This is a genomic window from Streptomyces torulosus (genome assembly GCF_001419765.1).
In the GTDB taxonomy this organism is placed as follows: Bacteria; Actinomycetota; Actinomycetes; order Streptomycetales; family Streptomycetaceae; genus Streptomyces; species Streptomyces torulosus.
Window position 1 is genome coordinate 1 of the sequence record NZ_LIRK01000388.1, and the last position, 15,333, is coordinate 15,333.

The 15,333-nt window shown below is 69.2% G+C and carries 14 protein-coding genes, 3 pseudogenes and 2 riboswitches; of the genes and pseudogenes, 11 read left to right on the plus strand and 6 right to left on the minus strand.

All coding sequences use genetic code 11. The features are described 5' to 3' along the window. From AOK23_RS26175 to gcvT, 3 genes and pseudogenes are all read right to left on the minus strand, one after another. Positions 1 to 183 (minus strand): annotated as a pseudogene (locus AOK23_RS26175) (serine hydroxymethyltransferase); the annotation flags it as partial. 14 nt (positions 184 to 197) lie between these two features. After that, complete coding sequence (gene gcvH / locus AOK23_RS26180; RefSeq protein WP_055715094.1) at positions 198 to 575, minus strand: glycine cleavage system protein GcvH; 378 nt, start codon at positions 573 to 575, stop codon at positions 198 to 200. 167 nt (positions 576 to 742) lie between these two features. After that, the gene (gcvT, locus tag AOK23_RS26185) at positions 743 to 1,867 is read right to left on the minus strand and encodes a glycine cleavage system aminomethyltransferase GcvT (protein WP_055715095.1); all 1,125 of its coding nucleotides are present in this window, start codon (positions 1,865 to 1,867) and stop codon (positions 743 to 745) included. A 71-nt stretch (positions 1,868 to 1,938) separates the two neighbouring features. Then, positions 1,939 to 2,063, minus strand: a riboswitch (glycine riboswitch). Further along, a riboswitch (glycine riboswitch) is annotated at positions 2,064 to 2,161 on the minus strand. It lies immediately after the preceding riboswitch. Between the two features lie 246 nt (positions 2,162 to 2,407). Between gcvT and AOK23_RS26190 the strand changes: the two genes are divergently transcribed. The 3 genes from AOK23_RS26190 to AOK23_RS26200 all read left to right on the plus strand — a co-directional run bounded on the left by AOK23_RS26190 (position 2,408) and on the right by AOK23_RS26200 (position 4,970). After that, on the plus strand, positions 2,408 to 3,082 hold the full coding sequence (locus tag AOK23_RS26190) for an AAA family ATPase (RefSeq protein WP_055715106.1): 675 nt from the start codon (positions 2,408 to 2,410) through the stop codon (positions 3,080 to 3,082). A gap of 127 nt (positions 3,083 to 3,209) precedes the next feature. Then, a complete protein-coding gene (locus AOK23_RS26195) occupies positions 3,210 to 3,986 on the plus strand; it encodes an enhanced serine sensitivity protein SseB (RefSeq protein ID WP_055715096.1) in 777 nt (258 codons plus the stop codon). 195 nt (positions 3,987 to 4,181) lie between these two features. Then, a complete protein-coding gene (locus tag AOK23_RS26200; RefSeq protein ID WP_055715097.1) occupies positions 4,182 to 4,970 on the plus strand; it encodes an enhanced serine sensitivity protein SseB C-terminal domain-containing protein in 789 nt (262 codons plus the stop codon). A gap of 193 nt (positions 4,971 to 5,163) precedes the next feature. Here AOK23_RS26200 and AOK23_RS26205 read toward each other — a convergent pair whose 3' ends face one another. Next, positions 5,164 to 5,736 carry a hypothetical protein gene (locus tag AOK23_RS26205; RefSeq protein WP_055715098.1) on the minus strand — a complete coding sequence of 191 codons (573 nt, stop codon included), beginning with the start codon at positions 5,734 to 5,736 and terminating at the stop codon, positions 5,164 to 5,166. 637 nt (positions 5,737 to 6,373) lie between these two features. On the opposite strand from AOK23_RS26205, the gene AOK23_RS26210 reads away from it, so the two are divergent. The 7 genes from AOK23_RS26210 (at position 6,374) to AOK23_RS26240 (ending at position 14,248) form a co-directional block, all read left to right on the plus strand. After that, the gene (locus tag AOK23_RS26210) at positions 6,374 to 7,372 is read left to right on the plus strand and encodes an ABC transporter permease (RefSeq protein ID WP_055715099.1); all 999 of its coding nucleotides are present in this window, start codon (positions 6,374 to 6,376) and stop codon (positions 7,370 to 7,372) included. A 68-nt stretch (positions 7,373 to 7,440) separates the two neighbouring features. Further along, positions 7,441 to 9,195 carry an ABC transporter substrate-binding protein gene (locus AOK23_RS26215; protein WP_240496561.1) on the plus strand — a complete coding sequence of 585 codons (1,755 nt, stop codon included), beginning with the start codon at positions 7,441 to 7,443 and terminating at the stop codon, positions 9,193 to 9,195. Between the two features lie 68 nt (positions 9,196 to 9,263). Next, positions 9,264 to 10,271 (plus strand): ABC transporter permease, encoded by a 1,008-nt coding sequence (locus AOK23_RS26220; RefSeq protein ID WP_055715101.1) that lies wholly within the window; start codon positions 9,264 to 9,266, stop codon positions 10,269 to 10,271. After that, positions 10,268 to 11,362 carry an ABC transporter ATP-binding protein gene (locus tag AOK23_RS26225; protein ID WP_055715102.1) on the plus strand — a complete coding sequence of 365 codons (1,095 nt, stop codon included), beginning with the start codon at positions 10,268 to 10,270 and terminating at the stop codon, positions 11,360 to 11,362. Before AOK23_RS26220 ends, AOK23_RS26225 begins: the two co-directional genes overlap by 4 nt. Further along, complete coding sequence (locus AOK23_RS26230; protein ID WP_055715103.1) at positions 11,359 to 12,582, plus strand: ABC transporter ATP-binding protein; 1,224 nt, start codon at positions 11,359 to 11,361, stop codon at positions 12,580 to 12,582. Before AOK23_RS26225 ends, AOK23_RS26230 begins: the two co-directional genes overlap by 4 nt. A 71-nt stretch (positions 12,583 to 12,653) precedes the next feature. Then, positions 12,654 to 13,313 (plus strand): trimeric intracellular cation channel family protein, encoded by a 660-nt coding sequence (locus AOK23_RS26235; protein ID WP_055715107.1) that lies wholly within the window; start codon positions 12,654 to 12,656, stop codon positions 13,311 to 13,313. Positions 13,314 to 13,393: 80 nt separating this feature from the next. Continuing rightward, on the plus strand, positions 13,394 to 14,248 hold the full coding sequence (locus tag AOK23_RS26240) for a thioesterase family protein (RefSeq protein WP_055715104.1): 855 nt from the start codon (positions 13,394 to 13,396) through the stop codon (positions 14,246 to 14,248). Between the two features lie 140 nt (positions 14,249 to 14,388). Here the strand turns inward: AOK23_RS26240 and AOK23_RS26245 are convergent. Together AOK23_RS26245 and AOK23_RS50270 are read right to left on the minus strand one after the other, a co-directional pair. Further along, positions 14,389 to 14,711: pseudogene (locus AOK23_RS26245) on the minus strand (TetR family transcriptional regulator); the annotation flags it as partial. Positions 14,712 to 14,713: 2 nt separating this feature from the next. Further along, positions 14,714 to 14,871 (minus strand): annotated as a pseudogene (locus AOK23_RS50270) (TetR family transcriptional regulator); the annotation flags it as partial. Between the two features lie 142 nt (positions 14,872 to 15,013). On the opposite strand from AOK23_RS50270, the gene AOK23_RS48555 reads away from it, so the two are divergent. Then, positions 15,014 to 15,178 (plus strand): hypothetical protein, encoded by a 165-nt coding sequence (locus AOK23_RS48555; RefSeq protein WP_099970812.1) that lies wholly within the window; start codon positions 15,014 to 15,016, stop codon positions 15,176 to 15,178. Positions 15,179 to 15,333: the final 155 nt, after the last annotated feature.

The window sequence follows — 15,333 nt, forward strand, 5'->3', positions numbered from 1 at the left end:
GCCGGGGTAGCCCTCGGCGTATTTGTTGGTGAGGACGGAGCCCTGGGCCTCGATGACGGCGAGCGGAGCGAAGTTCTCCGAGGCGATCATCTCCAGGGTGGACTGCTGGCGGTGCAGCTCGGCGTCGACCGCGGCCGCGACCTCCGGGTCCAGCTCGTGCAGAGACGTGTTCAGAAGCGACATGGTGCTACGACCTCTCAGCCGGCGATGAAGGCGGTGTACTCGTCGGCGGAGAGCAGATCGCCCGGCTCCTCCGCGATCCGTACCTTGAACAGCCAGCCACCCTCGAAGGGAGCGGTGTTCACCAGCGACGGATCGTTCACCACGTCCTCGTTGACCTCGGTGATCTCACCGCTCACCGGGGAGTACAGGTCGCTGACGGACTTCGTCGACTCCAGCTCGCCGCAGGACTCGCCCGCGGCCACCGTGGAGCCCACCTCGGGAAGCTGGGTGTAGACGACATCGCCGAGCGCGTTGGCCGCGTGCTCCGTGATGCCCACCGTCGAGACGCCGTCCTCGGCGACCGACAGCCACTCGTGCTCCTTGCTGTAGCGCAGCTGCTGGGGGTTGCTCATGGCCTGAATTCTCCTGTACGCGGGGGAGTGGTGATGAATGAGGGACTGCTGAAAGCGCTGTTGAACAGGGCGGATGTGCCCTTTGTCACGCTCGGGTGCGCCGCCGTGCCGTTCCGCACGACGACGCCATGCCGCTTCTGAACGACGGTGAGCCGACTACGACGGTGTCACTTGGACCGCTTGTAGAACGGCAGCGCCACGACCTCGTACGGCTCGTGGCTGCCCCGGATGTCCACAGCGACCCCGGTGGTGCCCGGGGCGGCGTACATGGCGTCGACGTACGCCATGGCGATCGGCTTGCCCAGTGTGGGGGAGGGGGCGCCGGAGGTGACCTGGCCGACCACCTTGCCGTCGGCGACGACCGGGTACCCGGCGCGGGGGACCCGACGGCCCTCGGCGATCAGGCCGACGAGTACCGGCGGCTCGTGGTTGGCGTTCTCGGCGGCCTCGCGCAGGGCCGCGCGGCCCACGAAGTCGCCCTCCTTCTCGAACTTCACCACCCGGCCGAGCCCGGCGTCGAAGGGCGTCAGTTCGGTGGTCAGCTCGTGCCCGTACAGCGGCATGCCCGCCTCCAGGCGCAGCGTGTCCCGGCAGGACAGCCCGCAGGGCACCAGGCCGACGCCCTCGCCCGCCTCGGTCAGCGCCTGCCACAGCTCCACGGCGTGCTCCGGCTTCACGAACAGCTCGAAGCCGTCCTCGCCGGTGTACCCGGTGCGCGCGATCAGCGCCGGGACGCCGGCGACCGTGCCGGGCAGGCCCGCGTAGTACTTCAGGCCGTCCAGGTCGGCGTCGGTGAGCCCCTTCACGATGCCGGGCGACTCGGGGCCCTGGACCGCGAGCAGCGCGTACGCGTCACGGTCGTCCCGGACCTCGGCGTCGAACCCGGCCGCGCGCTCCACCAGGGCGTCCAGCACCACCTGGGCGTTGGAGGCGTTCGCGACGACCATGTACTCGGTGTCCGCGAGGCGGTAGACGATCAGATCGTCGAGGATGCCGCCGTCCTCGCGGCAGATCATGGTGTAGCGGGCACGGCCCGTGCTCACGCCGCCGATGTTCCCGACGAGGGCGTGATCGAGGAGCGCGGCCGCCTGGGGACCGGTGACGGTGATCTCGCCCATGTGGGAGAGGTCGAACAGCCCGGCCCGGGTCCGTACGGCGTTGTGCTCGTCGCGCTCTGAGCCGTAGCGCAGAGGCATGTCCCAGCCCGCGAAATCGGTCATCGTCGCGCCGAGCGAGCGATGCAGGGCATCGAGCGCGGTACGGCGCGGTCCGGCGGTGGGGCTACTGCTCATCGGTTCTGCTCCCAAGGCGATGGGGTCCCTCCCGCGCGAGCGAAGCCGAGCGTGGGGGAAGGCGAGGACGTTCCTCCCCATCTGTCATCGGAACCTGAGAGGTTCACCACGACCGTACGTCCTGATGACGCGGCGATGGTCGCGGTTTGCACCTTGGGTGGAGCCACTGGCGCAGCGGCTCGCTTTTCAGATGTGCCTCGCCCGCGCGGTATCTGGGCCTGAGAGATTCAAGGGAGGGACTTGCTCCTTCGGCGCCCCAGCGAAGACTGCTGGGAGCTCTCCCGCGCGGATTCAAGCGGCCGGTATGCAGTTGGCGCGCACATCATTGCACGCATCGGCGCGGCACGGCAGGGGGAGGTTCCGGGGCGGGGGAGGTGTCGGGCCGGGCACCCCGGTCCCGGGCGGCGCATGAATTCGGGGGACAGACACAGCGGTCCGTTGCACTCTTGTGGCAAGACGAGGACTGAATCAGGAGCGATCGGGCATTACCTTCTCTTTACAATCTGTGGGGATGGGTCTCCCGACCCCTTGGGGAGGACGATCACGGTGAACAGGACCACGGCGTACGCGGCGACCTCGGGCCTCGCCCTGCCCGAGCAGCCCGCCGGCCCGGCCGCCGCGGCCTGCGGCCCCTTCCCCAGGGCGGTCGTCCGCGACCTCAGGGAGCGCTCCGGACGCAGCCCGCGCGTGCTGTCGTTCGCGCCGGTCGACCTCGTGGTCGTCACCGGGCTCCCCGGCAGCGGCAAGTCGACCCTGATGCGCCGCACGGTGCCGGGACAGCGGATCGACTCCCAGGACACGCGTGACCGCTTCGACGCGCGCCTGGCACGCGTCCTGCCGTACGCCGTGTACCGGCCGTTCGTGCGCCTCGCGCACTACGCCGGGCTCCGGCGCGCGCTGCGCTCCGGTGAGGGCGTCGTCGTGCACGACTGCGGGGCCCAGGCGTGGGTGCGGCGCTGGCTCGCCCGGGAGGCCGTCCGCAGGGGCGGCACCCTCCATCTGCTGCTGCTCGACGTCACCCCCGGCGAGGCGCGGGACGGACAGCGGGAGCGGGGGCGCGGGGTGTCCCGCTACGCCTTCGCCCGGCACCGGGGGGCGATGACCCGGCTGCTGCGGTCCGTGGAGGAGGGGCGCCTGCCGGAGGGCTGTGGTTCGGCGGTGCTGATCGACCGGGCCGCGGCGGACGCGCTGAACCGGATCGGCTTCGACGGCTGAGAGCGGGCTCGCCCCGGGGGCGGGGACGGGGCCGTCGTCGAGGGCGGCCGCCGGGCCGTCCCCTTTGTCGGCGGGGGCATTAAGGTGCAGGGACAACAGCATCACGGAGTAAAGCGGTAGGCGGCAGATGGACTTCCCGGCGGACTTCCCGGCACAGGCACACCCCCATGGACACGGCGGGTGGCCCGGCAATGAGCTGGAGGAGGTGCTCTCCGCCTCCCTCGGGGTGCCGGGGGCCGGCCCGCGCATCGTCGAGGTGCTGGCCCGCAGCTTCGTGTGGGTGCCGCTGCCCGAGGGCGGGGGACGGCACAGCCGCGAGCTGGATCTGCCGACGATGGAGCTGGACGGCCAGGTGTACGTGCCGGTGTTCAGCTCCGAGGAGCAGTTCCGCCAGGTCGTCGGCAACCACATGTCGTACACGATCGCCCCGGCCGTCGAGTTCGCCCGCGGGCTGCCCCCGCAGGTCGGCCTCGCCCTGAACCCGGACGGTGTCGTGGGCATCCCGCTGCCGCCACCCGCCGTGGCCGAGGTGTGCCGGGCCGCCCGGACCCCGCTGGACGGGTCGGCGAGCGGCGCCCGGGTCCGCCTGTTCGAACCGGACTGGCAGGACGACCCCGTGGACTTCCTCGCCGCGGCTTCCGCCGAGTTCGCCGCGACCGGCGTCGTCCTCACGGCCCGCCGCTGCCTCGCCGCCATCGAGACCGCCGACCCCGTCATGTTCATCGGTGTCGACCTGGTCTCCTGGGAGGCCGACCGCACCCTCCCCCTGGACGCCCTCGGCCGCGCCCTCGGCACACAACCGGTGGCCTGGCCGGTCAACATGGTCTTCCTGGACGTGGCCCAGGACCCGGTGGGCGACTGGCTCCGCGAGAAGGTCCGCCCCTTCTACCAACAGGGCTACTGACACCCGGCCCCGACAGGGCGCGGGGGCGGCGGCGTCGGCGGCTCCGCCGCGGGGCGCGACCAGCCACGACGACACCGGGGCCCGCGACGCACAGCAAGCCCCGAGCCCTGACCGGCTCGACCCGCACACCACCTAAGCTGGTTTTCCACAAACCAGGGTCCGACACCACCAGCTCCAAACCGAAGGGCGGCTGACGTGAGCGCGAGCGGCACGGCGACCGGGCAGGTCGAGCACATGCTGCGCCAGGTGACGCCGGGGCGTTACGACGCCTACGAGGCGTTGCTGCGTGCCCTCGCGACCCCCGCCACCGGCCAGGTCTGGATGCTCCTGTGGCACGGCCAGGCAGGCTCCCCGGACGCCCAGTACGGGAACATGGAGGTGGACGGGTTCAACTACGCGCCCTGCGTCACCTCCGCCCAGGAGCTCTCCGCCAGCGGCTGGAACCGCAGTTACGAGGTCGTCGACGGCCTCGACGTGGCCCGCACGCTCTACCCCGACCATTACGGACTCTGGCTCAACCCGCACGCTCCGGGCGGCGGCGTCGGCATTCCCTGGCTGGATCTGCGCCGGATCGCCACGGGCCTGGAGCGGCAGCCCGCGGGTCCGCTGCGGCTGTCCGAGCCGGGCATCGAGATCCCGCAGTTCTACGCCCTGCTGACGCAGAACGCCCACCGCACCCCGGCCGTGCGCTCGCTGCGCCGCGCCTGGGTGCAGCCCTCGCTCGGCGCGCCCTATCTGGCGATCGGCCTCGACGTGTACGACACCTCGCCGCCCGCCGTCGACTCGGTGCGCGCGATGATGCAGCAGTCCATCGGCGCCGTCCCGGACGGGCTGCCCGTCTCCACGGTCGCCATGTCCGACGAGTACGACCCGGTCGCGATGTGGCTGCGGGCCGCCGCCCGCCCGTTCTACGACCGCGAGGCCCATGGCGCCCCGGCCCAGGCCCCGGCCGCCGGCGGCTACGGCTACCCGGGCGGCTACTGACCCGGTACGGCCAGAGCCCCCGGCCCGGTCCGGTTCGACGACGAACCTTCCCGGAACCGGGGGCTCCGTCATGCGTTCACCTGCCCCCGTGCCGGTGAACGCCGCTCATTTTTCCATTTGCGTGTTTCCGTGGTGGCGCACCTTCGTTCACGGGCCCGGGAACGGAGGCATGCTTTTCGGAAAGCCGCCGGAATTACGGCTTCGGCGTGCAGGAGGCCTGCCGCGTCTGGCATTCCGCGAAGTGCAGGGAAGAAGTGATTCCCTTCAGAATGCCGACGATCTCGATACGGTCGTGCTTGCAGTTGCCGAGCTCGCGCCAGCGCTCGACCTGGAACTTCTGGTACTCGACCATCGGCTGGGTGTATCCCCGCTTGCCCGGGTCGACCGTCATACGGTTGGTGACGGTGCGGCCCTTGGCGACGGACTTGGCCACCTCGTACTTGGTCTTCGCCTCGACCTGGGCGATGCCCCAGCCCACGCTGGCACTGGCCTCGCCGCCCCAGGTCGTCGTACGGGTCTTGGTGGTCTTGACCGAGTAGACCAGGGTGGACTTGCTGGAGCTGCTGTTGCGCTTGCTGACCACCGGTCCGCGGGAGGCGTACCACGGCGTGCCGAGCTTGATCACCTTGGAGTAGGTGTAGCCCTCGCAGCGCATGGGGGCCCGGTCGGCGGCGCTCGCCGTGGCCGGAAGGGCCGTGAACGCACCGGTGACGAGCGCGGTCGTCGCGAACGTCGCGGAAAGAGCACGCTTGTTGCGCAGATTCATTTGTATCCCCGTTTTCCCCGTTGACCCGGTCAATTCATTTCCCTGTCCGGGGGAGTGGGTCGGGCCGCCCCGGCGGGGAAGAAGTTAGTGGGCCGTCGAGACGGCTCGCAATGGGCCGGGGATTCTGTTACGAAGCAACGCTCAGACGAACCTCAAATACCTGGGGAATGATCGGTTGAGTGGCCGGCGGCATGTGTTCTTCGCCCGAATTGCCACGCACCCGAAGGGGATGATTGTGGGTGATCTGGACATGGCGAACTCGTTCTGTGACCTGGATCACTTGTAACAGTCCGTTCGATGCCGCTCACCCGCATGCGATGTTCGGATTCCGGAACCCTGCTGGCCACATCACGGTTACGCATACATTCGCCGCCGGGTCTGGTGCCTGATCGCGCCACCGTTGAAGACTCCCCCAGAGCGGTGGGGGGTTGGCCGAACGTGCTGTTCATACGGTGGGGTTCAGTGCCGTATGCGCCTCTCCCTCCGAACGGCCCGGCGAGACAGCGACGTTGACACCGGGTCATGGGCAAGAAGCAAGCGAGAGAACGACGGCAGTAGTGGCAACGGACCGCACCGCAGACCCGGGCGGCCGCCAAGCACAGTCGGCAACCACCGGCACGGGCAAGCACGAGGGACGATGACCGCACCCATTGAGACGACCGGATCGCAGGCCGAGGCACAGCCGGAGGCCGTGCTGGAAGGTGTCGAGGCCAAGAGGATCGAGGGCCGTTCACTCGGCCAGATCGCCTGGACCCGCTTCAAGCGCGACAAGGTGGCGGTGGCCGGCGGCGTCGTGGTGGTCCTGCTGATCCTGATCGCGGCCCTCTCCCGGCCGCTGCAGTCGCTGCTCGGACTCGACCCCAACGCCTTCAACCAGGACCTGATCGACCCCAACACCTCCCTGCCGAAGGGTGACTTCGGCGGGATGAGCTGGGACCACCCGCTCGGTGTCGAGCCGAAGTTCGGCCGGGACATCCTCGCGCGCATCCTGGAGGGCTCCTGGGTCTCCCTGGTCGTCGCCTTCGGCGCGACCGTCCTCTCCAACGCCATCGGCACCGTGCTCGGCCTCCTCGCCGGCTACTACGGCGGCCGGGTCGACTCGATCATCAGCCGGCTGATGGACACCTTCCTGGCGTTCCCGCTGCTGCTGTTCGCCATCGCCATCTCCGCCACGCTGCAGGGCGGCGCCTTCGGCCTCGAAGGGCTCCCCCTGCACATCTCGGTGCTCATCTTCGTCATCGGCTTCTTCAACTGGCCGTACATGGGGCGCATCGTGCGCGCCCAGACCATGGCGCTGCGGGAACGGGAGTTCATCGACGCCTCCCGCGGGATGGGGGCCGCCGGGCCGTACATCCTCTTCAGGGAGCTGCTGCCGAACCTCGTCGCGCCGATCATCGTCTACTCGACGCTGCTGATCCCGACCAACATCATCTTCGAGGCTTCCCTGAGCTTCCTCGGTGTCGGTATCCGCCCGCCGCAGGCCTCCTGGGGCGGAATGCTCAACGACGCGGTCGACTTCTTCCAGGTCGACCCGCAGTACATGATCGTTCCCGGCCTCGCGATCTTCATCACGGTGCTGGCCTTCAACCTCCTCGGTGACGGCCTCAGGGACGCCCTCGACCCCCGCAGCCGCTGACGTCTGCGGTCGCGGGCACCCGTCGCGTCCTGCTCAACTGTCCAACTACGAAGGGGAAACAGACCATCATGCGAAGGTCAGCAATGGCCGCGATCGCGGCCGTCAGCAGTGCCGGCTTGCTCCTGTCGGCCTGCAGCAAGGCCGACGACAGCCCGGACGACGCCAACAAGGGCGCGGGCGCCAACGCCGCGACCAAGGAGGTCGTGAACGCGTCCACCAAGAAGGGCGGCACGGTCACCTACGCGAGCTCCGACGCTCCCGAGTCCCTCGACCCGGGCAACATGTACTACGCGTACGGGTTCAACTTCAGCCGCCTCTACGCGCGTCCGCTGATGACCTTCAAGCCCGGCGCCGGCGAGAAGGGCAACGAGCTCGTCCCGGACCTCGCCGAGGCCGCGGGCGTGCCCAGCGACGGCGGCAAGACCTGGACGTACAAGATCCGCCAGGGCGTGAAGTTCGAGGACGGCACGGTCGTCACCTCGAAGGACGTCAAGTACGCGGTCGAGCGCTCCAACTTCGCGCGTGACGTGCTCTCCTCCGGCCCCAACTACTTCCAGCAGCTGCTGGACGGCGGCGACAAGTACAAGGGCCCGTACAAGGACAAGAGCGAGAAGGGCATCGCGTCCATCGAGACGCCGGACGACAACACCATCGTCTTCAAGCTCAACAAGCCCTTCGCCGACTTCGACTTCCTGGCGAGCCAGCCCCAGACCGCCCCGGTGCCGCGCGCCAAGGACACCGGCGTCGACTACACCAAGAAGGTCGTGTCGACCGGCTCGTACAAGTTCGAGAAGTACGACGAGGGCAAGCAGATCGTCCTGACCCGCAACCCCGAGTGGGACGCGAAGACGGACCCGCTGCGCAAGCAGTACCCGGACAAGATCGTCGTGAACCTGAAGGTCAACAAGGCCACCATCGACAAGGATGTGATGGCCGGCGACACGATGATCGACATCCAGGGCACGGGCGTCGACACCCAGACCCAGGCGCAGCTCGTCAACGACAAGGACAAGCTCGCCAACACGGACAACGCGCTCGGCGGTCGCCTCATCTACACGGCGATCAACACGCAGCAGAAGCCGTTCGACAACGTCGAGTGCCGCAAGGCCGTGCAGTACGCGATCAACAAGGTCGCCGTGCAGACCGCGATGGGCGGCCCGCTCCGTGGTGACATCGCCTCCACCGTCCTGCCCACCGACATCCCGGGCTACGAGAAGTACGACCTCTACGCCACCAAGGGCAACAAGGGCGACGAGGCCAAGGCCAAGGAGCACCTGAAGGCCTGTGGCCAGGAGAAGGGCTTCAAGACCGCCATCTCCGCCCGTACCGACCGTCAGGGTGAGGTCGACGCGGCCACCGCGATCGTCGGCGCGCTGAAGAAGGTCGGCATCGACGCCGAGATCAAGCAGTTCCCGTCGGGCAAGTACTTCTCCGACTACGCGGGTGTGCCGAAGTTCAACAAGAAGCAGAACATCGGCCTGATCATGATGCAGTGGGGCTCCGACTGGCCGACCGGCTACGGCTTCCTGCAGCAGATCGTCCACGGCAAGGCCATCGGTCAGTCCGGCAACACCAACCTGTCGGAGCTGAACGACCCGGAGATCAACAAGCTGCTCGACGACGCGATCGGCAACACCGACGAGGCCGCCCGCACCGCCGCGTACACCCAGGTCGACAAGAAGGTCATGGAGCAGGCCGCCATCGTGCCGCTGACCTACTTCAAGGTCCTGCTGTACCGCTCGCCGTACGCCACCAACGTGGTGTCGTCGTCCGCCTTCAGCGGTCAGTACGACTACCTCAACATCGGTACCACCAAGCAGTAGCCCCGGAAGGCAGGTGAAGGCATTGGCGCCCGCGGGTTCGTCACCCGCGGGCGCCGGCGCCGGTCCTCGTGATCTCGTACATCATCCGCCGGACGATCGCAGCGGTGATCCTGCTGCTGGTCGTCACCGCGGTCACCTTCGGCATCTTCTTCATCCTGCCGAAGCTCGCAGGGCAGACCGCCGACCAGCTGGCGCAGCAGTACATCGGCAAGAACCCCACGCCCGAGGACATCGCGGCCGTCAAGGCGAACCTCGGCCTGGACCAGCCGGTCTACGTCCAGTACTGGGAGTTCATCAAGGGGATCGTCTCCGGCGCCACCTATGACCTCGGTCCCACCACGGTCCAGTGCAACGCCCCCTGCTTCGGCTACTCCTTCAAGGACCACCTGGAGGTCTGGCCGCAGCTGACCGAGCGGCTGCCGGTCACCCTGTCGCTGGCCGTCGGCGCCGCTGTGCTGTGGCTGGTGGGCGGTATCGCCGCCGGTGTGGTCTCCGCGCTCAAACCGGGCTCGTTCTTCGACCGCTCCGCCATGGGCGTGGCGCTCGCGGGCGTGTCCCTGCCCATGTTCTTCACCGGTCAGCTGGCGCTGCTGCTGTTCAGCTACGAGCTGGAGATCTTCGGCAGGACGTACGTCCCCTTCACGGAGAACCCCTCGCAGTGGGCCAACACCCTCTTCCTCCCCTGGTGTTCGCTGGCCCTCCTCTACTCCGCCATCTACGCCCGGCTCACCCGCTCGGGCATGCTGGAGACGATGAACGAGGACTTCATCCGCACCGCGCGGGCCAAGGGCCTGCGGGAGCGCAAGGTGGTCGTCCGGCACGGTCTGCGGGCCGCGCTGACCCCGCTGGTGACGGTCTTCGGCATGGACATCGGCCTGCTGCTCGGCGGTGCCGTCATCACCGAGACCGTGTTCTCCCTGCACGGCATCGGCGAGTACGCGGTCCAGTCGATCACCGCCAACGACCTGCCCCCGATCCTCGGGGTGACCCTGCTCGCGGCGTTCTTCGTCGTCTTCATGAACCTTGTGGTGGACCTGCTGTACGCCACGATCGACCCGCGGGTGAGGCTCTCGTGACCGAACTGTCCAAGACCGGGGCCGCCGTCGGCGAGCCCGTACGCAGCGGGGACGCCCCCGACGCGTTCCTCGAGGTGCGTGACCTCAAGGTGCACTTCCCGACCGACGACGGCCTGGTCAAGTCCGTCGACGGCCTCTCCTTCCAGCTGGAGAAGGGCAAGACCCTCGGCATCGTGGGCGAGTCCGGCTCCGGCAAGTCGGTGACCTCGCTGGCCATCATGGGTCTGCACCGGCTCGGCGCACGCGGCAAGAACGTGCGGATGTCCGGCGAGATCTGGCTCGAGGGCAAGGAACTGGTCTCCGCCTCACCCGACGAGGTCCGCCGGCTGCGCGGCCGCGAGATGGCGATGATCTTCCAGGACCCGCTGTCCGCGATGCACCCGTACTACACGGTCGGCAGCCAGATCGTGGAGGCGTACCGCGTCCACAACGACGTCGACAAGAAGACCGCCCGCAGGCGCGCCGTCGAACTCCTCGACCGCGTCGGCATCCCGGAGCCGGACAAGCGGGTCAACAACTATCCGCACGAGTTCTCCGGCGGTATGCGCCAGCGCGCCATGATCGCCATGGCCCTGGTCAACAACCCCGAACTGCTGATCGCCGACGAGCCCACCACCGCCCTGGACGTGACCGTCCAGGCGCAGATCCTGGACCTCATCCGCGACCTGCAGAAGGAGTTCGGCTCCGCGGTCATCATCATCACGCACGACCTCGGCGTGGTCGCCGAGATCGCCGACGACATCCTCGTGATGTACGGCGGCCGCTGCGTGGAGCGCGGACCGGTCGACGACATCTTCTACCAGCCGCAGCACCCCTACACGTGGGGCCTGCTCGGCTCGATGCCGCGCATCGACCGTGAGCAGACCGACCGGCTCATCCCGGTCAAGGGCCAGCCGCCCAGCCTCATCAATGTCCCCGCGGGCTGCGCCTTCAACCCGCGCTGCCCCTACGCGGACGTCCCCAAGGACAACGTCACCCGCACCGAGCGCCCCGATCTGCGTGAGGTCGGCGGCAGGCACTTCACCGCCTGCCACCTGTCGCAGGAGGACCGCACGCGGATCTGGAACGAAGAGATTGCGCCGAAGCTGTGAGCGAGACTGAGACCCGGGCCGCCGTGCCGGCCCCGCGCGCCGAAGAGAAGCCGCTGCTCAAGGTCGAGGGCCTGGTCAAGCACTTCCCCCTGAAGAAGGGCCTGCTCCAGCGGCAGGTCGGGGCGGTCAAGGCCGTCGACGGCATCGACTTCGAGGTGCGCCGGGGCGAGACCCTCGGTGTCGTCGGCGAGTCCGGCTGCGGCAAGTCGACCATGGGCCGGCTCATCACCCGGCTGCTGGAGCCATCCGGCGGACGGATCGAGTTCGACGGCCAGGACATCACGCACCTCAACACGTCGGGCATGCGCCCGCTGCGCCGCGACGTGCAGATGATCTTCCAGGACCCGTACGGCTCGCTGAACCCCCGGCACACCATCGGCACGATCGTCTCGGCGCCGTTCAAGCTCCAGGGCGTCGAGCCCGAGGGCGGTGTGAAGAAGGAGGTCCAGCGCCTCCTGGAGCTGGTGGGCCTCAGCCCCGAGCACTACAACCGCTACCCGCACGAGTTCTCCGGCGGTCAGCGCCAGCGCATCGGCATCGCCCGCGCCCTCGCCCTCAAGCCCCGTATGGTCGTGGCCGACGAGCCGGTCTCCGCGCTCGACGTGTCCATCCAGGCGCAGGTCGTCAACCTCATGGACGACCTCCAGGACGAGCTGGGCCTCACGTACGTGATCATCGCGCACGACCTCTCCGTCGTCCGCCATGTCTCGGACCGCATCGCGGTGATGTACCTCGGCAAGATCGTCGAGCTCGCCGACCGGGACGCGCTGTACCAGTCGCCGATGCACCCGTACACCAAGGCCCTGCTGTCGGCGGTGCCGATCCCGGACCCGAGGCGGCGTGGCGCCAAGAGCGAGCGCATCCTGCTCAAGGGCGATGTGCCCTCGCCGATCTCGCCGCCGAGCGGCTGCCGCTTCCACACCCGGTGCTGGAAGGCCACGGAGGTCTGCCGGACCACCGAGCCGCCGCTCGCCGAGCTGAAGCCGGGCCAGCGGGTCGCCTGCCACCACCCGGAGAACTTCGAGGACCAGCAGCCCCAGGACGTCGTCCTGCTGACCGCCGCCAAGGAGGCGGGCGAGCTGGTGCCGGACGAGGTACTGGCCCAGTCTGCGGAGACGTCCGCGGCGGTCGCGGCGGAGGTGGAGGCCGCGGAGAAGGCTGAGGCTCCGGCCGAGGGGCCCGCCGAGACCGAGGTCGCCAAGGAGACCGGCGACAAGTAACAAGTAAGACCAGAACGAGCCCCTGCCTTGCAATGTAAGGCAGGGGCTCGTTGTTGCGTCACAATATGAGGGTGCTCCAGCAACTGTTCACCCCGTCCGTCCAGCACGCGCTCGATCTGATCGGCATCTTCGTCTTCGCGATCTCCGGCGCGCTGCTGGCCGTGCGCAAGAACTTCGACGTCTTCGGCATCGCCGTCCTCGCCGAGGTCACCGCGCTCGGCGGCGGTCTCTTCCGGGACCTGGTCATCGGAGCCGTGCCGCCGGCCGCCTTCACCGACCTCGGCTACTTCATCACCCCGCTGTTCGCCGCCCTGCTGGTGTTCTTCCTCCACCCGGAGGTCGAGCGCATCCAACTCGGCGTGAACGTCTTCGACGCGGCCGGCCTCGGCCTGTTCTGCGTCACCGGCACGACGAAGGCGTACGAGTACGGGCTGGGACTCACGGCCTCGGCGGCCCTCGGCCTCGCCACGGCGGTCGGCGGCGGTGTGCTGCGGGACGTGCTCGCCAACGAGGTGCCCTCGCTGCTTCGCTGGGACCGCGATCTGTACGCGGTGCCCGCGATGGTCGGCGCCTGCCTGGTCGTCCTCTGCATCCGCTACGACGCGCTCAACCCCCTCACCTCGGCCTTCGCGGTGGCCGTCGCCTTCGCGCTCAGGCTGCTGGCGATGCGGTACCACTGGCGGGCGCCGCGCGCGTGGAACCGGCGCTCGTCGGCGGTGGAGGAGGGCTGAGCACGACGTCGCTGTCCGGCGCTGTCGGCATCGTCGGCCAAAAGCTACCGCTTAGTAATGAGCTGTTGTACGGTTCACCCATGCCCGAAGCAGCTTCCGTACAGGCCACCGTCGGCGACAGCGAGTTCGACCGGGACACCGCGGTCACCAGGCGGGAACCCGGCGTCTACGACGCGGACCTCTCCGCCGGCTGGACGATCATCAGCGCCGTCAACGGCGGCTACCTGCTGGCCATGCTGGGCCGCGCCCTCGCGGACACCCTCCCGCACGCCGACCCGTTCACGGTCTCCGCGCACTACCTGACCGCCTCCCAGCCCGGCCCCGCCGTCATCCGCACGGACGTCGTCCGCACCGGCCGGACCCTGTCGACCGGCCAGGCGTCCCTCCTCCAGTACGACGACGAGGGCCGCGAGATCGAGCGGATCCGCGTCCTCGCCTCCTACGGCGACCTCGGCTCCCTCCCGGACGACGTCCGTACGACGGCGAAGCCGCCCGCGATCCCGCCGATCGAGCAGTGCTTCGGCCCTCAGGACGCGCCCGCCCCGGTCCCCGGCAGCTCCGCCATCACCGACCGGCTGTTCCTCAAGCTGGACCCGTCGACCCTCGGCTGGGCCCTCGGCGCACCCTCGGGGAACGGCGAGATGCGCGCCTGGTTCGGACTCGCCGACGGCCGTGACCCGGACCCCCTCTCGCTGCTCCTCGCGGTGGACGCGCTGCCGCCGACCGCCTTCGAGCTGGGCATCTCCGGCTGGGTCCCGACGGTCGAGCTGACCGTGCACGTGCGGTGGCGTCCGGCGCCCGGACCGCTGCGGGTCTCCATCACCACCCGCAACCTCGCCGGCGGCTTCCTGGAGGAGGACGCCGAGGTCTGGGACAGCGCCGACCGCCTGGTCGCGCAGTCACGGCAACTGGCCCGCGCGCGGCTCACGGGCTGAGCGCGCGTTCACGGGCCGAGCGCGCGGCCGGTCGGGGGGCCGGCCGCGCGCAAAGTGCCGGGCTCCCTCGGGAGCCCCCTCCGGCGCGGCCAAAGGCGCACCCGGCGGCTGTGGCGGCCCCGTGGCGCCTCACCCGCTCCTCAGTCGAGCCAGTGACGGCAGCCGATGCTGATCAGTCGCATCCGGCGGCCCGCGAGGCGGGTCACGCGTGCGCGCTCCGCCTCGGGGTCGTCGTGGGCCTCCAGGAACAGGGAGGCCGTCACCAGCATCTGATCGACGTACAGACCGGCGAGCATCAGCCGGTCGTCGTCGCTCCAGCCGGCGGTCTCGGGCCGCTTGGCCAGGTCGTCGCACACCTCCACCGCGAACCGGGTCAGTTGGCCCTGGATCGCCTCGCGTACCGGCTGGACACCTCCGTGCCGCTCACGCGCGATAAAGCGGACGTGAGCGGGGTACGCGTCCANNCGGTAGAACGCGGTCGGCGCCACCCCCACGGCCCGGGTGACCTCGCGAAGGCCCAGGCTGCTGAGGCTCTGTTCCTCCAGCAGGGTGAGCGCGGCGTCCATGAGCGCCTGCCGGGTCCGCTGCTTCTGCGCCTGCCGGACGCCGAAAGTGTGACTCATGCCATGCAGTTAACAACTGTTCTCTGTAATTGCAAAGCCGGGCAGCGCGTTAGACTTTGGAGTCAGTGAACAAGTGTAACCACAACCGTTCACCGAAATGTCACGTCGAACCGCCGAACACGAAACGAGAGGCATCCGAGCCATGTTGTTCCTCGTCGCCGCACTTCTGCTGCTGGGGATCGTCCTGGGCACCGTGGCCCACGTTCCGCTCTCCGTCTCCCTGGCCGCCGCGGCCGTCATCGGCGCCTGGCTGGCGGTCTTCGCCTACCGCGAGCGCCACGCCCGCCGTGGCCGGACCACCAACTGACCCTCTCCGGACTTCCGTTGGAGCCCGTCCACCCCTAGGGAGCTGACCGCACCATGCAACTGACCGCCACGTCCCCCACCCCCCCCGCCCCCCGCCGCCGGGGCCGCGACGCCGACGGCATGCCCGTCGCGTCCTTCGTCCTCGTCCTCCTCGGC

Bases quoted from the DNA above. Each gene is read 5' to 3' on its own strand.
- gcvH (WP_055715094.1), bottom strand. From the start codon at position 575: ATGAGCAACCCCCAGCAGCTGCGCTACAGCAAGGAGCACGAGTGGCTG.
- gcvT (WP_055715095.1), bottom strand. From the start codon at position 1,867: ATGAGCAGTAGCCCCACCGCCGGACCGCGCCGTACCGCGCTCGATGCC.
- AOK23_RS26195 (WP_055715096.1), top strand. From the start codon at position 3,210: ATGGACTTCCCGGCGGACTTCCCGGCACAGGCACACCCCCATGGACAC.
- AOK23_RS26205 (WP_055715098.1), bottom strand. From the start codon at position 5,736: ATGAATCTGCGCAACAAGCGTGCTCTTTCCGCGACGTTCGCGACGACC.
- AOK23_RS26210 (WP_055715099.1), top strand. From the start codon at position 6,374: ATGACCGCACCCATTGAGACGACCGGATCGCAGGCCGAGGCACAGCCG.
- AOK23_RS26215 (WP_240496561.1), top strand. From the start codon at position 7,441: ATGCGAAGGTCAGCAATGGCCGCGATCGCGGCCGTCAGCAGTGCCGGC.
- AOK23_RS26240 (WP_055715104.1), top strand. From the start codon at position 13,394: ATGCCCGAAGCAGCTTCCGTACAGGCCACCGTCGGCGACAGCGAGTTC.
- AOK23_RS48555 (WP_099970812.1), top strand. From the start codon at position 15,014: ATGTTGTTCCTCGTCGCCGCACTTCTGCTGCTGGGGATCGTCCTGGGC.